Genomic DNA, 22,666 nt, shown 5'->3' on the forward strand with positions numbered 1-22,666 from the left:
ATGAATGATATTCCGAGCATTATTCAAGAATTAATAAAATTTAGAAATGAAAGAGATTGGGAACAATTTCATAATTCGAAAGATTTGGCTTTAGCTCTATCTATTGAAGCAGCAGAATTAAATGAATTGTTTCTGTGGAAAAAAGCAGAAGATGTAAATATTGATAAGCTAAAACAAGAATTGGCAGATGTTTTTGCATACGCTTTTTTGTTAGCCGAAAAATACAATTTAGATGTAAAAGAAATTGTACTTCAAAAGATTACGCAAAATGCAGCTAACTATCCAATAGATAAAGCAAAAGGGAACGCAACCAAATATGATGAATTATGATGCAATCATTTGAATTGTCTATTGAGGTTTCTGAACAATATGATTTTAATAAAGATTCATTGCCTAAAATAGCTCAAAATCCTTGGGTTAAAAATCAATGGCCTTTGGTTTACTTTATACAAAATGAAACTAAACGAATTGCCTATGTGGGAGAATCAACAAATGCTTCTAGTAGAATCAAAAATCACCTAGCAAATCCAAAAAAAGCAGATGCATTTACAAAAATTTCAATAATTGGGAGTGATAAATTCAATAAATCAGCAACTCTTGATATTGAATCAAACTTGATTCAATACATCACTTCTGAAGGAACTTACGAACTTCAAAATGGAAATTACGGTTTAGTCAATCATAATTATTACCAACAAGATTTGTACAAAGATCTTTTTAAAGAAATTTGGAAAAAACTAATTGATAAAAAGATCGTTAGCAAGTCACTGGAAGATGTTGAGAATTCAGAACTTTTTAAATATTCCCCTTATAAATCTTTAAATGAAGATCAATATAGTTCTGTTCTTCAAATTCTTGATGGATTGTGTATCAAAAAATCCAATAGAATTTTTATAAAAGGGAGTGCTGGAACTGGAAAAACAATTTTGGCTACTTATTTAATTAAATTACTTAATTCAGATATTTCGGATGCTAATTTTGAAGATTTTAGTGATGAAGAGCTCAAGGAGATCAATTTCATTATTGCTTTTCAAAATAAATATCCAAAAGCAAAAATTGGATTGGTTATCGCCATGACTTCTTTAAGAGAATCATTACAAAATGTTTTCAAAAAAATTCCTGGTTTAAAAGCGTCTATGGTTTTAAATCCATCGGATACCTTTAAACTCAATGACAAATATGATTTATTAATAGTAGACGAAGCGCATCGGTTACGGCAATATAAAAATATAAGTTGGATGGGAGCCTTCCGGAAAAATAATCAAAAATTAGGATTAGATGACACCGGAACAGAGCTAGACTGGATAATTGCGAATAGTAAGAATCAAATTTTCTTTTATGATTCAGCGCAATCAGTAAAACCTTCCGATATAAATGAGGATCAATTTACCAGACTTTTGAATCAAGATAATACTTTGAAAATCGAGTTAACGTCTCAGATGAGAGTTAAAGGCGGAAATGATTATATTCGTTTTGTAGATCAATTACTTCATGTAAATCGCTTGGATAAAACTATTTATTCACCAAATGAGTATGAGTTAATTGTTTTTGATTCTTTAAAAGATCTTTATAGCGAACTTGCAAAGAAGGAAGAAATAAATGGTTTGTGTCGTTTAGTTGCTGGATATTCTTGGCCTTGGTTATCCGAAAAAGATAAAACTGTAATGGATATTGAAATTGATGGTTTACAATTTCAATGGAATCAAACCCCTAAGGACTGGGTTAATTCACCAAATGCTTTTAAAGAAGTTGGCTGTATTCATACGACACAAGGATATGATTTAAATTATACAGGAGTTATTTTTGGGAAAGAAATAATTTTTAATGAATTCACACAAGAAATTGAAATTAATCCGAAGTTGTATTTTGATAAAAATGGAAAAAAAGGGATCTCAAATAAAGATGATCTTAAGGCTTACGTAATAAATATATACAAAACTATAATGTATCGAGGAATCAGAGGTACTTATGTTTATGCTTGTGATACTTCTTTAAGAAACTATTTAAAAAAGCATATTGATGTTTATAAAAAAGATTTTCCGTTCAGAATCGTACCTTTTGAGGAGGTAAAACCGTATGTGAATTCAGTTCCATTAGTAAATATTTCAGCTGCAGCAGGTTCATTTAGCGATTTACAAGTTCATTCTGATTTTGAATGGGTCGAGTTACCCTTTAATACTTCAGTAAAAGAAGGCTATTTTGTCTGTAAAGTAGTTGGCGAATCCATGAATAAAATAATTCCTAATGGCTCCTACTGTTTGTTTCAAAAAGATAGTGGTGGCAGTAGAGAAGGCAAAATTGTTTTAGTTGAAAGCACTGGCATACAAGATGCAGATTTTGGTTCAGGATATACAGTAAAAGAATATCATAGTCAAAAGAATATTGATACTGAAAATTGGGGGCATGAATCCATATCGTTGAAACCATTATCTTTTGAATCAGAATATGAAAACATCGTATTAGATTCAGAAAATTTAGTTGATTTTAGAGTTAAGGGAATTTTTATTTCGGTATTGTCTTAAGATTATGAATTAGAAAGTTTCATTCCTCCAAAATGCGCTAAAAGGACAAAATTGAAATGCTATAAATGGAGCTACATATGTGATTCCCCCTTCGTCGGAATGACAATACTTTATAGAAATAGAGGCAAACCTAGTAATAATAAGATGTTTAAAATCAGTTGTATGCAATATAGCAACCAAAATTTAAAATCACTTAATCCCCAGTCTTGATTTTAATTTCAAAAACAACAAAGCAGTTTTATAAGCATCCTCAGCAGCTGAATTCCGTTCACTTACCGGAATATTATAAGCCGCACAAAGTTCCTCCAGAGAAAATTGTTTGTCATTGATATCAAGTAGTTTTCTGTGCATGACATCAATATCCAGCGCCTCATTTTTTAATCTGCCACAGTCTAGTCTTTCCAAGACCGCATTGATCATTTCCACATCAAAATCAATGTGATGCCCAACTAAAATGGAGTTCCCAATAAATTCAATGAATAATTTTATGGCATCTGCTTCTCCTAATTTTTTCATTTTACTTTCTACCAAAAACGTATTAGAAAGTCCATTATCATGAAAAAATTTATACTGTAATAAAACAGCTTCAAAATTATCACCTATGACAATACTATTATCAATTACTGAAAAAGAGCCTATTGATAAAATAACATCTTTATCTGGATTCAAACCAGAAGTTTCTGTTGATACCACCACAAAGCGGGATGACTTTTTCTCAAATTTAGAAAGATAGGTTTTCCAAAAATCAGGATATTCTTTATTAATCTTTTTTATCCAGTCTAACATAATTATGAAAATTGAGTAAGTTGAAATTTACTTTTTATTAATTCTTCCAGTTCTCTCATAGGGAGTAAAGCATTTTTCAGTTTTTCTCGGTCAATTTTTGATAATTCCTCCAAATTTATAAATTGGCCTGAATCATCATTTTTTAACCCTTCTAAGGTTCGGAATTTTGATAAAGTCAAAAAAGCTTCGGCACAATTGAGATAAATTTCAGCATGTTTGGGATCCGTAATTGATAATTGTTTGAATCGTTGAAACGTATTGTTAATTCCTCGGATGTCGAAACTCAAAGTAAACAAACGGGCGCCATCAATCAATGGCATTAAAGCCTTAGTTTTAATATCAAATTTATCTTTATTTCTACCTTCTTCTTCGACATTGAATTTTTTGAAAAAACTAAGTGGAGCGTTTTTTCTTAAGGCATCATTTCCTAAGAAATCAAAAAATAACGTATTGTTTTTGGCGTTTTTAAAGACTACATTACTTATCGCATCTTCAATTTTTTGCTCTCCAAAAATAATTTCATAATCAAAGAAAATACTGCTCAAATCAGTGCTGTTCTCACCAGGAGTATTCATCCAGCTGTCATATTGTTTGATCCAGTCCGTCAATGATTTACACCAAAGCATAGTACTTCCCATGTGACCATTTGGACAGAATTCATAGCCGATTTTTTCTAGAGTGGCTGTGGTTTTTTTTCCAAGTTTAAGAAAATAGTCTTTTACGTCACGATATTTATCAGCAGCCACATCTTCAAAAATCAAAATGCTGTCTTGATCCGTTAATAAAAGCTGTTCTTTTCGTCCTTGACTGCCAATACTTAACCATGCAAAACGGGCAGGAGGGGAACCTAAATCCAAAATGGATAATTCCACCGAGCGTTTAATGACTGCCAAATTAATTTCGCTGGCAATATTAAAAACGTGTGATAGCGGAATATTTTTAGAAATTGAAGTCTGAATCAGATCTGTTAATCGTTCCCGTATTTGTTTTAGTTCTTTTGGTGATTGACACCGTTTGATTTCTTTTATTAAAACTCCGGGATTATTTGCTTGAGCCACAATCAAATCGTGCTCAGAAATGATTCCTTTCACACTGGATTTATCTGTTCCATCCTGAGTTACACACAAATGAGTCACATTGTGTTTTATCATCAGCAACTGTGCTTCTGCCAGAGAAACGTTTTCAACCACCGTGATAACAGGGGAGGACATAATTTTATCTACTGTAACGGTTACTGGATATCTACCGGTAGCAATTTTTGATCGCATATCCGCATCAGTAATAATGCCCAAAGGGATAGTATTATCACATACAAGGATATTGTTTTTTAACGATTCGGTCATTATTTGAGCCACGTCTTTTACAATTGCTGTACTAGTCGTTTTTAAGGGAGCTGTATTATAGGCTAGCGATTGAAAATATTGCATTTCAGATTGCTGATCCGAATAGAATACATTATCAGAAATTAATTTTCCAATTAAATTTTCTTTATCTTTTGGATTTCGGGTGTTTACGGCAAAACTTTCTAATAAAAAGTTTAAAACTTCAGAATTATTAGCTACAAAAGGCCTGAAAGTAGCAATGGGAATAGCATAAACAATGCTTTCTTCTCTTGCTTTGGCCGTCATCATATAATTATTTTTGGCAAAAAAGGGACGCAGGCCAAAAATATCGCCTTCGGTACATTTATTTAATAGCGTTTCCTCAGCATCTGCTATGACCGATAAATTGATAACACCGGAAGCCACCACATAAAAACTGTCATGCAAAAGATCATTTATTTGAAATAATGTTTTGTGTTTTTCTAAATTTACAACGCGAATATTTGCCGCTATTTCAGATAATTCTTCAAAAGTTAAGTAGTTAAACGGTGGGTATGCTTTTAAAAAGTCAGCAATGTGCTCAGCAATTGAATTCATAATTTATGGAATAAATAAGTATCGATTGTAAAAATAACAAATTTAAAAATTATAACACCGCCATTATTGCGGCAAAACAATTAAATTATAAAATCCTTAATCTTTTCATAAAATAAGTATGGATTTAAAGGAATTAAAAGCTACTTGTTTTACTTTTATACGATAACTAAAACATTTTAAATCATGAAATTATTTAGAAAAATGCATTTTTCGTTTATTGCCTTATTAATTGTAAATTGTATAGCTGCTCAAGGAAAACCTACCAGCAGCAAAGAAGTAGCCACAGGGAAAATTAATGGTGCTACAATTACCCTCAATTATGGGAGTCCATCAGTCAACGGAAGAGAAATTTGGGGAAAATTAGTTCCGTTTAATCAAGTTTGGCGTGCCGGAGCAAATGATGCTACAACATTTGAAACAGATAAAGAGTTGACGATCGAAGGTACTAAATTGCCAGCCGGTAAATACTCTTTTTTTGTTATACCAAATGAAAAAGAATGCGTGCTTATTTTTAATAAAGAAGCCAAACAGTGGGGAGCATATAAGTATAAAGAAAAAGAAGACCAACTACGTATTTCCGTTAAGCAAGAAGTTGCTGCTTCAGCTGCTGAAAAATTAGTTTATACGATCCGTGCTAATACTGTTGTTTTGAGCTGGGGCAATTGGAATATACCTTTTTCTGTAAAATAAAATATGACTAAGTAATAACCATGGTATAATGTCGTATTTTAAAATCAGGATAAAATTATGTAACAATCTGATTTAAAGCTGTTTTACTTAAAGTTAATTCTTTTGACTTTACGACTTTTAAACTTTCGACTTACTTAAAATTACTTTTAAATAGGAGGCTGTCTCAAAAAGACAGCCTCTTTTTTTTATAAAATATTTTCTAAAATGTTTAGATTAAGTTTTTCTTAATGTAATTGAAACTGGTTACAGCAGATTCTATTGGATTTGGTTTGTAGTTAGATTCGTGTTCCAAAAAGAAACGTTTCAGTCCGGCACGTTCCGCCTGAGCAAAAATCCCCTTGAAATCTATTGTTCCTGTGCCAATTTCTGCATTCCAATCCGGATTTACTTTATCCATATCTTTTACGTGCCACATTTTGAAACGTCCCGGATATTTTTTGAATAATTCCAATGGATCATGTCCAGCACGAATTACCCAGTATAAATCCATTTCAAAATCAACCAAGTTTTTATCCGTTTCGTTTAATAAAATTTCATATCCATTCGTTGAACCGAATTTTGTAAATTCGAAATCGTGATTGTGATACGCTAATTTTAAACCTCCAGCTTTACAAAGCTCACCCACTTTATTAATTTGTAAGGCTAATTTTTTATAGGCATCACCAGTAGTTCCGCGCAATTCTGAAACGATGTAAGGTACTGTTACATATTCACTTCCTAAATAGTTGGCTGTTTCAACATAGGATTGTACAAGATCAGTTGAACCATCTTTGATCATCGAATTAAAATCAAAATGATTACTCGTGGCTTTTAGACCATTATCATCTAATATTGATTTAAAATCGCGGACCGAAGTTCCAAAAAAGCCGTTGTCTACTGAATAACCAAAAGTTTCTACTTCAGTAAATCCAGCTTTTCCAACTTGTGCTAAAACACCTTTAACATCTTTGGGTAACGTATCGCGCAGTGTCCATAATTGAATCCCAATGGCTCTTTTTTTAGAGTCAAAAGCAAATGAAGGAGCAATGGCTAATGCGCCTAATGCTAAACCAGCATTAATTAAAAATTCTCTTCTTTTTATCATGGGTTATTTTTTAGAGTAGTTAAATATCACAAATTGCTATGGCCTGTTTCAATGAAGCGAGTTTGTCCGGGTTTTTAGGTACAAATTCTTGACCCACAAATCCCTTAAAACCAGTTTTTGCAATTGCTTTCATAATTGCAGTGTAATTTAGTTCCTGAGTATCATCAATTTCATTTCGTCCTGGAACACCGGCGGTATGATAATGTGTAATGTAGTGATGGTTGTCTCTTATGTTTCTAATCACATCTCCTTCATCAATTTGCATGTGATAAATATCGTAAAGCAATTTGAAATTCTCAGAGTTCAAACGTTTCGCTAATTCCACTCCCCAAGATGTCCGGTCACATTGGTAATCTTTATGATCAATTTTGCTGTTTAGTAATTCCATTACTAAAATCACATTATGCTTTTCAGCCAATGGAATTAGTTTTTGCAAACCAACAATACAATTGTTCCAACCTTCTTCATCTGTTTTGCCTCTTCGGCTTCCGCTAAAACAAATCAGATTTTTATAACCGGCTTTTGCCACCAGTGGAATCATTTCCATATAATTTTTCCAGAGTGTTTCATGAAATTTAATATCATTAAAACCATCCACTAAATTAATTTCTGCACCGTTGCACATTGTAGAAACAAGATCATATTTCTTCAATGTTGGCCAATCTTTAGGACCTACTAAATCAATCCCAGTAATCCCTATCTTTTTGGATTCAATGCAAAGCGTATCTAAATCGATATCATTAAAACACCACCGAGAAACGGAGTGATTTATATTTCCTTTCAATTTACCCAATGGTGTTGCTGTTTCCTTTTTTGGCATAGCCAAAGCAGAAAATCCAGCAGGAATTCCCATCGCAACTGTTCCGGCTACTATTCCTTTTATGGCAGATCTTCTATTTAAATTAGCACTCATTTTTAATTTTTATATAGCAGAAGTGGATTCTTCTCCTTTGTTTTTTTCATTAAATAAAAGGGCAAAAAGTAAGAATACAGCAAACGCAATTCCAGCAGGAATAATCCACACCATTTGCCAGTTTACAGCCCCATCTGCCATTTTATAATTGTCCGTTATCCATCCTGCAACTGCAAAACCAATTAACATACCAACTCCGTAAGTGGCTAAAGTTATTAAACCCTGAGCAGCACTTTTGTATTTTTCTCCCGCTTTTGAATTGGTGTAAATTTGGCCCGAAACAAAAAAGAAATCATAACAGATACCGTGCAGCGCAATACCTATAATAAGCATAAAGCTTAAATCATTGCCATTGCCATAAGCGAATAAAACATAACGAATTGCCCATGCTAACATCCCGATTAAGATCGTTTTTTTGAAACCAAAACGGGTAAAAAATACAGGAATCAATAATAAGAATAATGCTTCGGATATTTGACCTATTGCCATTTTTCCAGTAGGATTTTCAACGCCTGATTCTGTCAAAAATGGATGTGCATTTTGGTAATAAAAGGCAAGAGGTATACAAATCAGGATTGACGATATAAAAAAGATGGCGAAGTTTTTATCTTTCAGCAATTTTAAAGCATCAAGACCTATGATATCTCCAATTTTTATTTTTTCTTCACTTACTTTTGGTGGTGTTTTTGGTAAAGAAAAACTGAATATACCTAAAATTAAAGCGGCTATTCCTGCTAAAAGGAAGGTGTTTTTAAGAAATCCTTGAGAAATTGCTTCCGCAGTATCCCAATGAAAAACAAAGCTAATAGCTAATCCTGCAATAACCCATCCTATAGTTCCCCAAACTCTAATGTTGGCAAACTCTTTTTCCGGATCTTTCATTTGGTTAAAAGCTACTGAATTCACTAATGCTAATGTTGGCATGTATAAAATCATATAACTCAGAACGTAGGTGTAGAACATCCCAACTTCTTCTGACTGATACATTTGATACATCAAAAATGCACCTGCGAGATGAAGTATTCCTAAAATTTTCTCCGCATTAAAATAACGATCAGCGATCAAACCTATAATAAAAGGAGCAATAATTGCACCCCAAGATTGTGTAGAAAAAATGGCTGCAACAACTGGTCCTTCTGCATCTGAAAAATTAAATTTTAAAAATGTTCCCAATGTTACAAACCATGCGCCCCAGATAAAAAATTCCAGGAACATCATTATGGATAATTTAATTCGGATGGTGCTATTCATTAGTCAGTGGTTTTTTATTTTTTGGTTTTGGTTGTTTTTTTATTTTTTAGAGATCAATTACATACCCGCTTCACATCCGGTTGTAATTTTCATAGTATTCCATTCTTTGATCATAATATTTCTGAACCATACATTATCTCCATGATCTTGTAGTGCAATTTTACCTTTTTTGAATGCAGCAAAACCTGGCCAAGTAGCAAATTTACTTCCGGCTACCAATGTTTTAAAATTAGCATCCCAAAGCGTAGTTTCAACTACTTTTACGCCATTCAATAACATTGTCAGTTTTCCAAATTTACATACTATGTCAACAGAATTCCATTCTCCTACTGGTTTTACTGGTTCTGAGGTGCTTTTTATTAAATCATATAAATCCCCTGAACGGTGTTTTTCAATTTTTCCGTCAGAATGACCGTCATTGTCCAATACTTGCATTTCCAGACCCGTTTCATAAGTATTTTTGAATTTTGTCAAATCCTCGTTTACATAAAAAATAATACCGCTATTGGCATTTGCCGCGACTTTCCATTCTAGTTTTAGATGAAAATTCTCGTATTCTGCATTAGTTACCAAATCGCCTCCTTGACCGTTTTGGGCAGCTGTAGGATCAAAATGCAACACACCCTCTTCTGCTTTCCAACCGGAACCAGCTGTTGTTTTTCCGTAACTGTGCCATCCCGTTGTGGATTGTCCGTCAAATATGGATTTAAATCCTTTTGGTATGGGCGCTTGCTGTGCATTTGCGGTTTGAATCAGTATCATAACAAGTAATGAAGTACAAATATTTTTAATCATTTTTGAATTTTTGAATTAATAATTAATCTTGCTTATAAAGTTAAAGCTTTCCAACCTTGACGATAATCCCGTTTCACAAATTGGTTCACTTCATCAAAATTTGTAATTCTCATGGCATCATTATCCCATAATAATTTTGCTGAACGTCCTGGGTACACTTCTTCTCCAAGCTCTTCTCGCATCACATCGTATCCTCTGATCGCAAGATTTGCCATCAATAAAGCTTCAGTTAAAGGACCAGCAATTTCAAAAGGAGAACTTAATTCTTTTTTTCCATAACCAGCAATAGCAGCTTCAATCCACTGCTTGTAATGTCCTCCTGAACCATCGATCACTCTTGCGTATTTTTGAGCAACTTGGAGATTTTCATTTTTGCTTAGAGGAAGCAAACGCGGATTTAAACCGTAGGTATCACACATCATTTTTCCTTTTGTTCCTGTGAATAAGGTACCATTTCCACCGTCTCCAAAAATTTCATTCGAACCTAATTCGGGAGGTCTTTCCGGCTGAATTCCACCATCCATCCAGTGTACTGCAACGTCACCGTTTGTTTTCTCCGTTTTTGGAAAAGTTAAGGTAACATGACTGGAGGGAGGACAACTCTCAGGAAAATATCCTCTTTGAAACTCATCTACATATACAGAACCTACACTACATTGAACATCTTTAGCATATTTTAAATTTAATACACTAAAAGGTGCTTCTAACAAGTGACAGCCCATATCGCCTAATGCACCTGTTCCATAATCCCACCAACCGCGCCAGTTAAAGGGCACTAATTTATTTACATACTCTTTGTAAGGAGCTGTTCCCAACCATAAATCCCAATCTAATTCTTTTGGAATATCCGCTTTATTAGCAGACCAAGGAATCCCTTGAGGCCAAACCGGACGGTCTGTCCAAGCATGAATCGTGTGAACATCGCCTATTAAACCTGCTTCATACCATTCTTTCATTATTCTGGTACCATCATTCGAGGCACCTTGATTTCCCATCTGGGTTACCACTTTATATTTTGTAGCAGCTTGTGTCAAAATTCGAGCTTCGTAAATATCATGTGCCATAGGTTTTTGAACATACACATGTTTTCCTAATTGCATAGCAGCAAGTGCTTGGATAGCATGATTATGATCTGGAGTTGAAACTGAAACGGCATCGAAATTTTTATGTTCTTTGTCTAACATTTCACGCCAATCGGTATAAAATTTAGCTTTAGGAAATGCATTTACACTTGCAGCTGCTCTTCTGGTATCTACATCACATAAAAACGATATATCCGCTTTTCCACTTCTGGCAAACATACTGACATCAAATTTACCTTGTCCACCAACACCAATACTGGCTATTGATAAACGATCACTTGGCGCAACAAATCCTCTTCCTAGAACATGACGGGGAACAATCATAAAAGCTGCTGCAGCTATGGCGGTTGTTTTTATAAAATCACGACGGTTATTTGTAATTTTATCTTCTTCTTTTTGTTTCATTATTTTAATCCAGTTTAGTTTATAGCAAAAAATTGTGTAACATCATGATTTTATTTTCGACATTCAAGAATTATATTGACTCTTTAAAAGCGCCTTTTGATTTACTTTTTTAAGGATAAAATATACTTTGCCATAGAATTTGCCTCATTCTTTTTCAGTGAAGCATGCGCAGACATGGGAATTGAACCCCAAACCCCAGAGCCTCCTTTTATTATTTTACCGGATAAATAGGCAACATTTTTATCATTTAAAGCATATTTTTTAGCAATGTCTAAGTAGGAGGGACCAATTAGTTTTTTGTCTAATTTATGACATCCGATGCAATCGGATTTAGCTATTAATTTTTCTCCTTCAGAAGTTTGAACAACAAGGTTTGAATGCGCAGTAGTTTCAATATATTTTTCTTCTGAATTATCATTAGAAAATGAGGTTAAACTAATTAGTGCAACCCCAAAAAAGAAATATTTTAATTTCATTTTATTGTATTTAAGTTTTTATAATCCTAAGTTTTTTTTGTTAAAAGCCTGATTTGTTTCTACTGCAGCAAAATCATCAAATGCTTTATCAGTAACTTTTATAATATGATTTTTTATAAATTCAGCACCTTCACGCGCTCCATCCTCCTGATTTTTAATGCAACATTCCCATTCCATTACTGCCCATCCTTTGAAATCATATTGGGCTAGTTTGCTAAAAATCGTTTTAAAATCAATCTGACCATCGCCTAGAGAGCGATACCGTCCGGCACGATTTGCCCAACTTTGGTAGCCTCCAAAAGTCCCTTGCTTTCCTGTAGGGTTAAACTCGGCATCCTTTACGTGAAATGCTTTAATCCGTTCATGATAAAAATCGATATATTGGATGTAATCTAATTGTTGTAAAACAAAATGCGATGGATCGTACAACAAGCAAGCTCTGGAGTGATTATTCACCGCTTTCAAAAACATTTCATAGGTTTCCCCATCAAATAAATCTTCTCCCGGATGAATTTCGTAACAAAGGTCAACACCATTTTGATCAAACTCATTTAAAATGGGCAACCAGCGTTTAGCCAATTCGGCAAAACCATCTTCCATTAAACCCGGAGGCCGTTGTGGCCAAGGATGAAAATACTGCCAAAGTAGAGAACCACTAAAAGTGGCATGTGCATTTAACCCTAAATTTTGAGAAGCTTTAGCCGCATATTTCAATTGTTGCACAGCCCATTCTTGCCTTGCTTTAGGATTTCCATGAACATTTACAGGGGCAAAGGAATCAAAAAAATCATCGTAAGCAGGATGAACAGCCACTAACTGCCCTTGTAAATGGGTTGATAATTCAGTGATTTCTAGTCCGTAAGAAGCAATTGTTCCTTTTAGTTCATCCGCATAGGTTTTACTTTCTGCCGCTTTTTGTAAATCAATGAAACGGGTATCTAATGTTGGCATTTGAATCCCTTTAAAGCCTAAATCAGCAGCCCATTTACAAATCCCATCTAAGGAATTAAAAGGAGCTTTATCATCAATAAACTGTGCTAAAAAGACCGCAGGCCCTTGAATTGTTGTCATAGTATTTGGTATATAAGAGGTCTACGAATTCCTAATTAATTACAAAACGTAGGGAGTCCATTTTTTATCCGATTGTGATGATGCGACTACGTTATCTATAAATGCCATTCCTCTCACTCCATCTTCAACAGAAGGAAAGTCTAACATTTCAGCAGTAGGTGCTGTGCCCTCTAATTTACAACCAAGCGTTAAAGCAAAGTTGCGGTAAATATTAGCAAATGCCTCTAAATATCCTTCTGGATGTCCGCCTGGAGTTCTACAATTATGTGTTGCAAATGAAGATAAATGTGCATAGTTAGATCCAGCTCTTAAAACCTGAGTTGGTTCATTTAACCACCTAATCGTTAAAGTGTTTGGATCATGTTGAAACCATTCGATTCCACCTTTTTCGCCATAAACTCTAATTTTTAAAGCGTTTTCTTCTCCGGCTGCTACTTGCGATGCTATTAAAACGCCTTTAGCACCATTGTCAAATTTCAATAGTACAGCTCCATCATCGTCCATTATGCGGCCTTCAACTAATGTGTTTAATTCTGCACAAACATCGGTAATTTTAGCTCCGGTGATATATTCGGCTAAATGAGAGGCGTGCGTACCAATATCTCCCATTACAGAACTTTTTCCGGATTTTTTAGGATCTGTTCGCCATGCAGCTTGTGCGTTTCCCTCTCTTTCGGATAGTGTACTTAACCATCCTTGGGGATATTCTACTAAAACTTTTCTAATTTTACCCAATTTTCCTTCGCTGACCATAGCTTTCGCTTGTTTGACCATTGGATACCCGGAGTACGTATGTGTTAAACAAAGTAGTAATCCTGTCTCTTCTACTTTTTGTTTCAATAGTTTTGCTTCTTCCAATGAAAAAGTCATTGGTTTTTCAATTACTACATTAAAACCATGCTCTAAAGCCATCATTGCAGGTGCAAAATGGGCAAAATTTGGAGTAACAATAGTAACAAAATCGATTCTTTCGTCAGCAGGTAAAGCCGCTTCCGCTTTAATCATTTCGTCATACGTTAAATATGTTCTTGATTCCGGAAGAAACAAGGCTTTACCAGATGCAATTGCAGTTTCTGGTTTTATACTTAATGCACCACACTTTAATTCAATTAGTCCATCCATATTGGCGGCTAAGCGGTGAATTGCACCTATAAAGGCATCTTGACCACCACCGACCATTCCCATTCTTAATTTTCTCATAATGATGAACCTAAATATTTCCTTTTTTTAATTCTTTTACTGCATAATCGCAGGCACGAGCCGTCAAAGCCATAAATGTTAATGATGGATTTTGACACGCAATAGAAGGCATACAAGAACCATCGGTAACAAATACATTACTAACTTCGTGCAATTGATTCCATTTATTTAATACGGAATCCTTGGGGTCATTACCCATTCTGGCAGTACCCATTTCGTGTATAGCCATTCCAGGATAACAATCGTTATCATAGGTTTGCACATTTTTGATTCCAGATGCTTCCAGCATTTCTGCGGCATCATTCATCATATCTTCCCGCATTTTTGCTTCATTTTCTTTGTATTCACAATCAATAGCTAAAACTGGTTGTCCCCATTTGTCTTTTTTGCTATGATCGATGTACACTTTGTTTTCGTAATACGGCAGCATTTCTCCAAAACCACCTAATCCCATACTCCAGGAATCAGCAGGTAATGACATAGTCGATTTAAAGTTTTCACCAAAAGCCAATTCGGCAACTTCTTTATGCCATGATCCTCTGCTGGCACCTCCTTGGTACCCAAAACCTCTTAAATAATCTCGTTTATCACCACCTACATTCTGATATCTTGGAATATAAATACCATTAGCCCTTCTTCCGTACGTGTATTTATCTTCAAAACCTTCAGCTGTTCCTTCTGCACCACAACGGAAATGATGATCCATAAGATTATGGCCTAATTGTCCGCTGGCATTACCCATTCCATTCGGATGCGCTTCTGAAGTTGAATTTAATAAAAGGAATGTTGATCCTAAAGTGGATGCGTTTACAAAAACAATTTTAGCATAAAACTCCATTGTTTCATTTGTTTCTGCATCAATAACCATAACACCCTTTGCTTTTTTAGTGTCTTTATCATAAATAATATGATTCACAATAGAGTAGGGTCTCACGGTCAATCTATTGGTTGCCATTGCAGCAGGTAGTGTAGAGGATTGGGTGCTAAAATAGGCGCCAAATGGACAACCTCGACTGCATAAATTTCTGTACTGACAGCTGCCACGCCCTTTGTGGGGTACAGTTAAGTTAGCAGTACGACCAATTGTAAGAATACGGGTTTTATTATAATGTTTTTCTAATCTTTCTTTAACTGATTTTTCAACACAATTTAAATCCATTGGAGGCAAAAATTTACCATCCGGTAATAGGGGCCAATTTTCAGCTTGCCCACTTATTCCTGCGAATTTCTCTACATAATCATACCACTTGGTAAGGTCTTTATATCGAATAGGCCAGTCATTTCCATGACCATCTTTGGCATTATCTTCAAAGTTATGGTCACTAAAACGGTAACTTTGACGGCCCCACATTAAAGATTTTCCACCCACATGAAATCCTCTGTACCAATCAAAACGTTTGTCTTCTGTGTAGGGACATTCCAAGTCATTCACCCACCATTTTTCGGTAGCTTCATTGTATGGATAATCTCTTGTTTGAACCGGATGGGTTCTTTTTTGTTCTTCGGTAAGTTTGCCTGCGCGTTCAAATTCCCATGGTGCTTTCATGGCCGATTCATAATCTTTGATGTGCTCAATATTCATTCCGCGTTCTAACATCAAAACTTTTAATCCTTTTTCGGTAAGTTCTTTTGCAGCCCAACCACCACTAATTCCAGATCCTACAACAATAGCATCGTACGTATTTTCCTCTTTCAAATTGGTATTTATATTCACGGGTAGTATTTTTTATTTAATAAAATAGTTTATAACAAAAGGTTTTAGTAAAAATTAGTTGGTTGCCCAAGCTTTTTGTCCGGGTTTGTAGTCTGCACTACCATCGTAGCGTCCCGGAACTGGAAGGTATTCGCGTGCTTGTGTACAACCTATTTCTGAAGAATAATAGCCAAGAAGAGTTAAATCTCTAGCAATCAAAAAGAATGAAGGTGCTTTATCAGTTGCAATTGCCTCATCTCGTAATGAAGTCATTAATTGCTGACGCTCTTCAACTGACATTGATAAGAAATTCTTATTGAAATCTTTAACGCATTTTGCTTGCATTTCCTGCATCCCGGAAGCAAAAATTTCTTGCATTTTTGCAGGATAACATTCTCTAATAATCATTGGAATAAAAGCACCCAGTCCTGCAGCTTTTGCTCCTGCCGAAGAGGCTGTAGTAGGTATAATGATATCGGCAAATTCAGCCAAAATTTCTTCATCTGCAGCAGAAAAAGATACGCTGTTTTTTTCTTTTTCGGGCAAAGTAAAACTTTCAAATAAAACGCCCATTGTTGTTGCTGAGATTGCGCTTCCCATCAAAAATGCAACGCTTTTAAGTGCTTCTCTTCTATTCATTTGCTAATTATTAAAATTATTGATTCTTCTTAATTTATTATAACATTACAATAATAAAGAAAAAAAAAACAGGTTAATTTTTTTTATGTTAAAATATTGAATAATTCCATATTTTTCAAATTATTAAGGGAATCACTTTCAAAAATTCATTAAACAGTAGTTGGAATCAATGAAATCAAGAAAAAAAAAATGTTTGAAGAAGCAAAAAAAAATAAAAAACGATTTTTAAATTGTTTTTAATCTAAAATTAACAAGTTTTTACTTATAAAATATAGCTGTATTTTCTTCTCACAGCATTTCAATGCGTTAAAATGACAGTATTAGTTAAAGAACCATTTAAATAATCTAAAATATATTTCCTGTTTTGTAGTAAAAAAGAAGTTTTTATATTTTAAAAATAGGAAGTAATTTAAATGTGCAACCCGCTAAAAAATGGAATTTTTGAAAGTTACAAAGGGGAAGTATTGTCTACCTTTCAAATAAGCCTAAAGTGCCTCCAACCCAATCTTTATCTTTATTGAATTTCACGCCAATCATCTCGCCACGACTCAAGCGGACTAAGTTGCAGAGTAGAGTAGGTGCGGCATCACCTTTTTTCCAAACACACAAGATTCGGACTTCAGCTTTTACTTTCCCTTCAGGAGCGTGTACAATAGGAAGATAATTTACTTTTTTTTGAAGAATATATAATTCTTTATCTACAACGGCTTCAATATCATTTTTTGTGACATGAAAAATAACGCCCGTTCCTGAAAAAGAAAAAAGCGGTTTCAAAACATAGTTTTCTAAATCCTGAGGAATTACTGCCAAGTCACTTAATAGTGTCGTTTCAATACAATATTTTCCTTTTAAGAAAGGTAAAATAAATTTACTGATTCTGAAAAACCAGTTGGGATGTCCCGCCCATTCCACATCCAAATCATCTGAAAAACTAAAATTAAGTCTTAAATCTGTTCTCAAATCCAATTCATCAAAAATAACCCGATTGTAAATTCTTTTTACCAATATTTCATTGCCTGTTGCATTTTTGTAAAACAGTTGTTTTCCTTTTTTTATGAGTTCAGTAACACAAACGATAGGGATGCCAATGTCTCTTTTGCAGTAATAAAAATCAATCTTGGTATTTTGTTTTTCGGGTTCTATTTCAAGAAGAATAACATTTTCTTTTGGATGATGGTTGCAAATCGCTTCTTCTAAAATAGTAAGATATTCCTGTGGTTCAATAGCATTAATAAATGGAGTTAATTCGTTAAGAAATGGATAATGCTTTTTGAATTTTTCGTACAAATGCATTTGATAATTGTACAAAGAGGGGAATCCCTGTACTTCAATTAGTTTTGGAATAAGTACTCCGTCTTCTTCACAAATTCCAAAATCAATTGCTAAAAAAGTAGTATGTTTATCCTCATTAGGAACAGTATTATTTAGCTCTAATGATTTATTTGTAAGTGATTTAAAGTCATTTTTCTGAATGAAAGCTATAACATCATTACAGCCTTCAATCAATTGTGCTTTAAGCTCCTTCGAAATAAAAAAGGGGGTTTCGCCTAACCGGAAAGTAGGCAGGTAATTAAAATCGGCAGCAATATCATCTTTGAATTCCTGATATTTTTTTTCTGTAAATTGAGTATTAAATAACTCCCGATATTTTGAAATCATTTTGAAATCGTATTAATTAGAAAGTGTCTTCTTTGTTTTCAGCAAGTCATTAATTGCTATTCGAAGGAAATTAGGAATCAAAGTTTCATTAGTTCTGTATATTTTATCATCATCTAATAAATCCTCCAGCATGTTTCTGAACTTCTTTTTTCCTTTCATATTCTTGATCTTTTCCTTTGCTTCTTTATTTCTTAAATGAGAAACAAAACTAATGGGATCTGCTTCCGGGTGAAATTGAGTACCCACAAAATAATCGGTAAAACGCACGGCCATAATTGCGCGTTCGTATTGTATATGATCCCTAATTTTCTCTAATGAAATAATTTTCGCTCCTTTTTTTGCAAAAATACTTAACTTGGGTTGAACCACTTGATAGTCTCTGGAATCTATCGCATAAAAAGGGTCTGCTAATCCCTCGAACAAGGGATCCACGAGTCCTTCTTTGGTTTTATGAATGGTCATCACCCCAAAAGAAGTGTCATTTCGTTTGGTTACCGTAGCCAATCCAAAATGCAAACACGCCATTTGAAAAGAATGACAAATGAATAAAACATGTTTTTTAATACTATTTTCAGTATTCCATTTATTCAAGAAATCGATAAATTCATAGTATTTTACATCCCAGTTTCCATCACCAATTAACGGATTTCCTGGTCCTCCAGTTGAAATATAAATGTCAAAGTTATTCTTGTCCGGCAATTCACATTTTCCCCGAACATCAAATATTTCAAAACTAACAACGGGACTAAACCTATTGACTACATCAATAATACATCGCATTCCCTGGTTGGGTTCACCATTGTACATGTCCAGAAGGGCTATTTTTATAATTTTATTAGACATACTTTTTTTTAAAAAATAATGAACAAAGGTACTTTATATTTTATAATCCTTTCGTAAATTCTACTGTTATGAAGTCAACCACACAGGAAAGATCGCCCGTTTCTTGAAAAATAGCCAGTTGCTTATCAGCACCGGTACCGTTTTTTAAAATTTCATGGACATAATTTATATCAGCACGACTTCCCAATTCATCCACCACATCATCAATAAAATCAAGCAGTTCTAGAATAAGCATTTTTGTTTCTACTTCTTTTTGCAAACCAAAATCGATCATATTATTCTCAATGCCGTAACGTGCCGCCCGAAATTTATTTTCTTTTATCAAAGCCAGTCGATACACATTAAAACTAGTATTGTTTATGTTCAATTTGTAGAGTTTAGCTACAATTGCCTGAATAATGGCAACAATGCAAATGGTTTCATCCACTGTCAATGACATATCACAAATCCTGAATTCAATCGTATTGTAAAAAGGATGCAACCGTAAATCCCACCAGATTTTCTTTGGATTATCGATGCAATTACTCTTTATTAATGTATCCAAATAATTCTCATACGAACTCACCGAATCAAAATATTCCGGCAAACCTGTCCTTGGAAACTTGTCAAAAACTTTCGTTCTAAAGGACTTATAACCTGTTTTTCTTCCCTCCCAAAAAGGAGAGTTCGTTGAAAGCGCAAAAATATGCGGCAAAAAATATGTGGCCTGATTCATTAATTGCAAGCCAATCTCCCGATTTTCAATTCCTACATGACAATGCATTCCAAAAATTAAATTTGAACGCGCTGCATCTTGCAATTCATTGACAATATCGTGATAGCCAGGATCATCAGTTATCGGTTGATCCTGCCATTTCGAGAAAGGATGCGTCCCGGCACCACCCACAATAAGATCTTGTTTGTCCGCTAATTCAACGATTTTAGAACGTAAAAACCGAATCTCATTTTTGGCATCATTCACATTATTGCAAATATTGGTACCCACTTCGACCACAGATTGATGCATTTCAGCCTTTACTTGCTCATTTAAAATGATCTTCGCACCATCTACAATTTTGGATAAATGCGACCGTAAATCTCTGGTTACAGGATCTATAATTTGATATTCTTCTTCTACACCGAGGGTAAAAACAGGTAATTTCTTTAACATAATTATTGTTTTAGTGTTCAGTCGCAGTCAAAGTTTACAGTCTGTTTACTGAACACTGTGAGTGAAAACTATTTTACTGCATCTTTCATAAATGTTCCCCAAGTCAAATTCATCTTTCCGGATTTCTGTTTTTTTGCAGCAGCGATTGCCATTTTTGCAGCTTCCTCTACAACCCACTCAAAGTTTTCTGCACCTACCGAAGTTAATTCAGCATCTGGTGCGGGATTTCCAAAATCTATCGCATAGGGAATACCATCACGGACTGCAAATTCAACCGTATTAAAATCATAACCCAATCCTTTGCAAAGACGTAAAGTATAATCCTTAATAGTAGCTAATAATTTTTTATCCACAGGCGGCCCATCAAGTACATAACGCAAATGATGCGGATTTCTGGGTTCGTATTGCATAATCCTAACGGCTTTGCAACCCAAACAATAGACTCTGAAATACTCTGTAAAAACAATTTCTTCCTGTAGCATCATCACCAGTTGCCCCGTTTCCCTATGTTTCTCCCAAAATTCTTCTACATTTTCTAATCGATACACATTTTTCCAGCCACCTCCAGCATACGGTTTCATATAAGCTGGAAAACCAATATAATCAAAAATTCCTTCCCAATCCATTGGGTATTTTAGATTTCGGAATGATTTTCCGGTCGTATCCGTAGGATGTTCCGCCGATGGGAGAAGTACCGTATTAGGTAGCGGAACTCCCAGAGTATCGGCCAATGCGTTATTGAAAAATTTATCGTCGGCACTCCACCAAAAAGGATTGTTGATCACATTTGTCCCTGTTAAAGCAGCATTTTTCAAATATGCACGATAGAAAGGGACATCTTGCGAAATGCGATCAATAATTACGGCATATTCACCATCTTGATTTTGAACTACTTTATCAATAACCACAGCTTCAGCTATGATTTCTTTTTCGTTTTTTGAATTGACACGATCTATGAAGGCTTGTGGAAATGTATCTTCCATTCCAAATAAAATTCCAATTTTTTTCATCTTGATATGTTTATAATTTTAAAAAAATTTTATTCTGGATAAATAATGTGGAAACATTTCGGTCCATACCGGCCAGTCGTGTTTTCGTTCCTGACGAATATCCAACCAATGATGGATGTTTCTGTCGCTCAACACTTTACTTAGTTTTAAATTTGCATCAAAACAAATATCCCAATTAGACGTCCCAAGCACAATATCCATTTTCCATAATTCCGGATCATTAAGTCCATGTAAATAATCTTCCGGGCTGTTGTAAAACACATCATCGTTATGAAAACCATCCATAAAACTCTTGATATTAAAAGCGCCACTCATAGAAAACAAATGACTTACATAACCAGGATGTCTAAAAGCAAAATTTGCCGCATGATACCCGCCAAAACTGCAACCAGCAAGAGCCACTTTGCCTGAGGAGGTATTATTCTTTACTTTTTCAACGATTTCGTGACAAATCATTTTATCGTACCTGAGGTGGTTTTCTATTCGATGTACAGGATATATGTTTTTATTGTAAAAACTGTCTTTATCAATGCTATCAGGACAAAATATTTGGATCAAACCTTGTTCCAGATACCATTTTGCAGCATCAATTAATCCCATATCTTTATTTTCATGGTAACTCCCCATAGAAGTAGGAAATACAATTACAGGATATCCGGCATGTCCAAAAACCAACATTTCTATCTCTCTATTTAAATTAGGGGAATGCCATTTGAAATACTCTTCCTTCATGAAATTAGTTTTAACAATTATAATGAAAAAAATAACACAAAAATCAGATAAAATTATACTTAACACATATTTATTGTAAAAAAGATTAGGATTAATAAATTGGATCTAAATGGTAAAATTTAGATAAATAAAGAGCCGTTTTTTAAATTATAAACAACAAGTCAACGTATTTTAACAACGCTGTACTCTAAATTTAAAGGTTTTTAGACCTAAAATAAGTGTTTGGAGCTGTCCTGTACTTACTCTTTGGTTAGAAAATCCTAAATTTCTAAAATAAGGAAGAAATAGCTCTAGTTGCTTTTATTAATTTTATACAGTGATACATGACTTTTTAATCGTTCTACAAGCATACTCATCATTCTTTTATTGATATTTGAGGAGTTTTGTACATAAAGAGCATATTCATCGGCTGTAAATAAACCAATGATCATTCCTTTCAGAGAATTTCTAAACTTGATGTCTTTCTGGATTGCATTTTCCATGACGGATACTTTTTTATCAAGTGTATAACTGTAGAAATCAATTTTATTTTTGCTGACATAATTGAGGAAGGATGCTGCAAATAAGTCATTTTGCAACTTTAGAATGGGGCGTAACACCTCATTTTGAAATGATTCTTCTGTTGTGGATTGTATGGTTACGGAACCTATTGTTTGTCCTCGGAATTCTTTTAAAAAAGTATCGCGTTCGTTCATGATTTTTTCTTTAAAAATAGAGAAAATAGCCGTAAGAAAAGTTTAATTTTA

21 protein-coding genes are annotated in these 22,666 nt (G+C 34.3%); 3 read left to right on the forward strand and 18 right to left on the reverse strand.

Translation table 11 applies throughout. The annotated features are described in order from the left end of the window. A complete protein-coding gene (locus EKM00_RS00980; protein WP_126459696.1) occupies positions 1-330 on the forward strand; it encodes a nucleotide pyrophosphohydrolase in 330 nt (109 codons plus the stop codon). After that, entirely contained in the window at positions 327-2,522 is a 2,196-nt protein-coding gene (locus EKM00_RS00985) for a DNA/RNA helicase domain-containing protein (RefSeq protein WP_126514934.1), read from the forward strand. Before EKM00_RS00980 ends, EKM00_RS00985 begins: the two co-directional genes overlap by 4 nt. Positions 2,523-2,711: 189 nt before the next feature. Here the strand turns inward: EKM00_RS00985 and EKM00_RS00990 are convergent, their stop codons facing one another. After that, complete coding sequence (locus tag EKM00_RS00990) at positions 2,712-3,308, reverse strand: 3'-5' exonuclease (RefSeq protein WP_126451613.1); 597 nt, start codon at positions 3,306-3,308, stop codon at positions 2,712-2,714. A 2-nt stretch (positions 3,309-3,310) separates the two neighbouring features. Next, positions 3,311-5,227, reverse strand: a complete 1,917-nt coding sequence (locus EKM00_RS00995; RefSeq protein WP_126514935.1) for a DUF294 nucleotidyltransferase-like domain-containing protein — start codon at positions 5,225-5,227, stop codon at positions 3,311-3,313. Between the two features lie 183 nt (positions 5,228-5,410). On the opposite strand from EKM00_RS00995, the gene EKM00_RS01000 reads away from it, so the two are divergent. Further along, a complete protein-coding gene (locus EKM00_RS01000; RefSeq protein WP_126514936.1) occupies positions 5,411-5,917 on the forward strand; it encodes a DUF2911 domain-containing protein in 507 nt (168 codons plus the stop codon). A gap of 208 nt (positions 5,918-6,125) precedes the next feature. Here EKM00_RS01000 and EKM00_RS01005 read toward each other — a convergent pair whose 3' ends face one another. The 16 genes from EKM00_RS01005 to EKM00_RS01080 form a co-directional block, all read right to left on the reverse strand. After that, positions 6,126-7,001 carry a sugar phosphate isomerase/epimerase family protein gene (locus EKM00_RS01005; protein ID WP_126459684.1) on the reverse strand — a complete coding sequence of 292 codons (876 nt, stop codon included), beginning with the start codon at positions 6,999-7,001 and terminating at the stop codon, positions 6,126-6,128. A gap of 19 nt (positions 7,002-7,020) precedes the next feature. Next, positions 7,021-7,914 (reverse strand): hydroxypyruvate isomerase family protein, encoded by an 894-nt coding sequence (locus EKM00_RS01010; protein ID WP_126514937.1) that lies wholly within the window; start codon positions 7,912-7,914, stop codon positions 7,021-7,023. Between the two features lie 9 nt (positions 7,915-7,923). Then, positions 7,924-9,165 (reverse strand): nucleoside permease, encoded by a 1,242-nt coding sequence (locus EKM00_RS01015; RefSeq protein ID WP_126514938.1) that lies wholly within the window; start codon positions 9,163-9,165, stop codon positions 7,924-7,926. Between the two features lie 57 nt (positions 9,166-9,222). Next, the gene (locus EKM00_RS01020) at positions 9,223-9,960 is read right to left on the reverse strand and encodes a 3-keto-disaccharide hydrolase (protein WP_126514939.1); all 738 of its coding nucleotides are present in this window, start codon (positions 9,958-9,960) and stop codon (positions 9,223-9,225) included. 32 nt (positions 9,961-9,992) lie between these two features. Beyond that, entirely contained in the window at positions 9,993-11,447 is a 1,455-nt protein-coding gene (locus EKM00_RS01025; RefSeq protein WP_126514940.1) for a Gfo/Idh/MocA family protein, read from the reverse strand. 101 nt (positions 11,448-11,548) lie between these two features. Next, positions 11,549-11,923, reverse strand: a complete 375-nt coding sequence (locus EKM00_RS01030; RefSeq protein ID WP_126451621.1) for a c-type cytochrome — start codon at positions 11,921-11,923, stop codon at positions 11,549-11,551. 18 nt (positions 11,924-11,941) lie between these two features. Then, complete coding sequence (locus tag EKM00_RS01035) at positions 11,942-12,994, reverse strand: sugar phosphate isomerase/epimerase family protein (RefSeq protein ID WP_126514941.1); 1,053 nt, start codon at positions 12,992-12,994, stop codon at positions 11,942-11,944. Positions 12,995-13,033: 39 nt separating this feature from the next. Beyond that, complete coding sequence (locus EKM00_RS01040) at positions 13,034-14,194, reverse strand: Gfo/Idh/MocA family protein (RefSeq protein WP_233592219.1); 1,161 nt, start codon at positions 14,192-14,194, stop codon at positions 13,034-13,036. A gap of 10 nt (positions 14,195-14,204) precedes the next feature. Further along, complete coding sequence (locus tag EKM00_RS01045; RefSeq protein ID WP_126451623.1) at positions 14,205-15,908, reverse strand: GMC oxidoreductase; 1,704 nt, start codon at positions 15,906-15,908, stop codon at positions 14,205-14,207. Between the two features lie 54 nt (positions 15,909-15,962). Continuing rightward, entirely contained in the window at positions 15,963-16,526 is a 564-nt protein-coding gene (locus EKM00_RS01050; RefSeq protein WP_126451624.1) for a gluconate 2-dehydrogenase subunit 3 family protein, read from the reverse strand. 468 nt (positions 16,527-16,994) lie between these two features. After that, complete coding sequence (locus tag EKM00_RS01055; protein WP_126514942.1) at positions 16,995-18,185, reverse strand: hypothetical protein; 1,191 nt, start codon at positions 18,183-18,185, stop codon at positions 16,995-16,997. Between the two features lie 12 nt (positions 18,186-18,197). After that, the gene (locus tag EKM00_RS01060) at positions 18,198-19,028 is read right to left on the reverse strand and encodes a type 1 glutamine amidotransferase (RefSeq protein WP_126514943.1); all 831 of its coding nucleotides are present in this window, start codon (positions 19,026-19,028) and stop codon (positions 18,198-18,200) included. A gap of 40 nt (positions 19,029-19,068) precedes the next feature. After that, positions 19,069-20,178, reverse strand: a complete 1,110-nt coding sequence (locus tag EKM00_RS01065) for a carboxylate-amine ligase (RefSeq protein WP_126514944.1) — start codon at positions 20,176-20,178, stop codon at positions 19,069-19,071. Between the two features lie 68 nt (positions 20,179-20,246). After that, positions 20,247-21,188, reverse strand: coding sequence for an ATP-grasp domain-containing protein (locus tag EKM00_RS01070; protein ID WP_126514945.1), 942 nt, complete (start codon positions 21,186-21,188; stop codon positions 20,247-20,249). A gap of 18 nt (positions 21,189-21,206) precedes the next feature. Next, positions 21,207-21,920, reverse strand: coding sequence for an esterase family protein (locus EKM00_RS01075; protein ID WP_126514946.1), 714 nt, complete (start codon positions 21,918-21,920; stop codon positions 21,207-21,209). Between the two features lie 290 nt (positions 21,921-22,210). Beyond that, positions 22,211-22,615: a glyoxalase gene (locus EKM00_RS01080; RefSeq protein WP_126514947.1), complete on the reverse strand. Its 405-nt coding sequence runs from the start codon at positions 22,613-22,615 to the stop codon at positions 22,211-22,213. Positions 22,616-22,666 lie beyond the last annotated feature (51 nt).

Source organism: Flavobacterium sp. RSP15, from assembly GCF_003968755.1.
Classification (GTDB): domain Bacteria; phylum Bacteroidota; class Bacteroidia; order Flavobacteriales; family Flavobacteriaceae; genus Flavobacterium.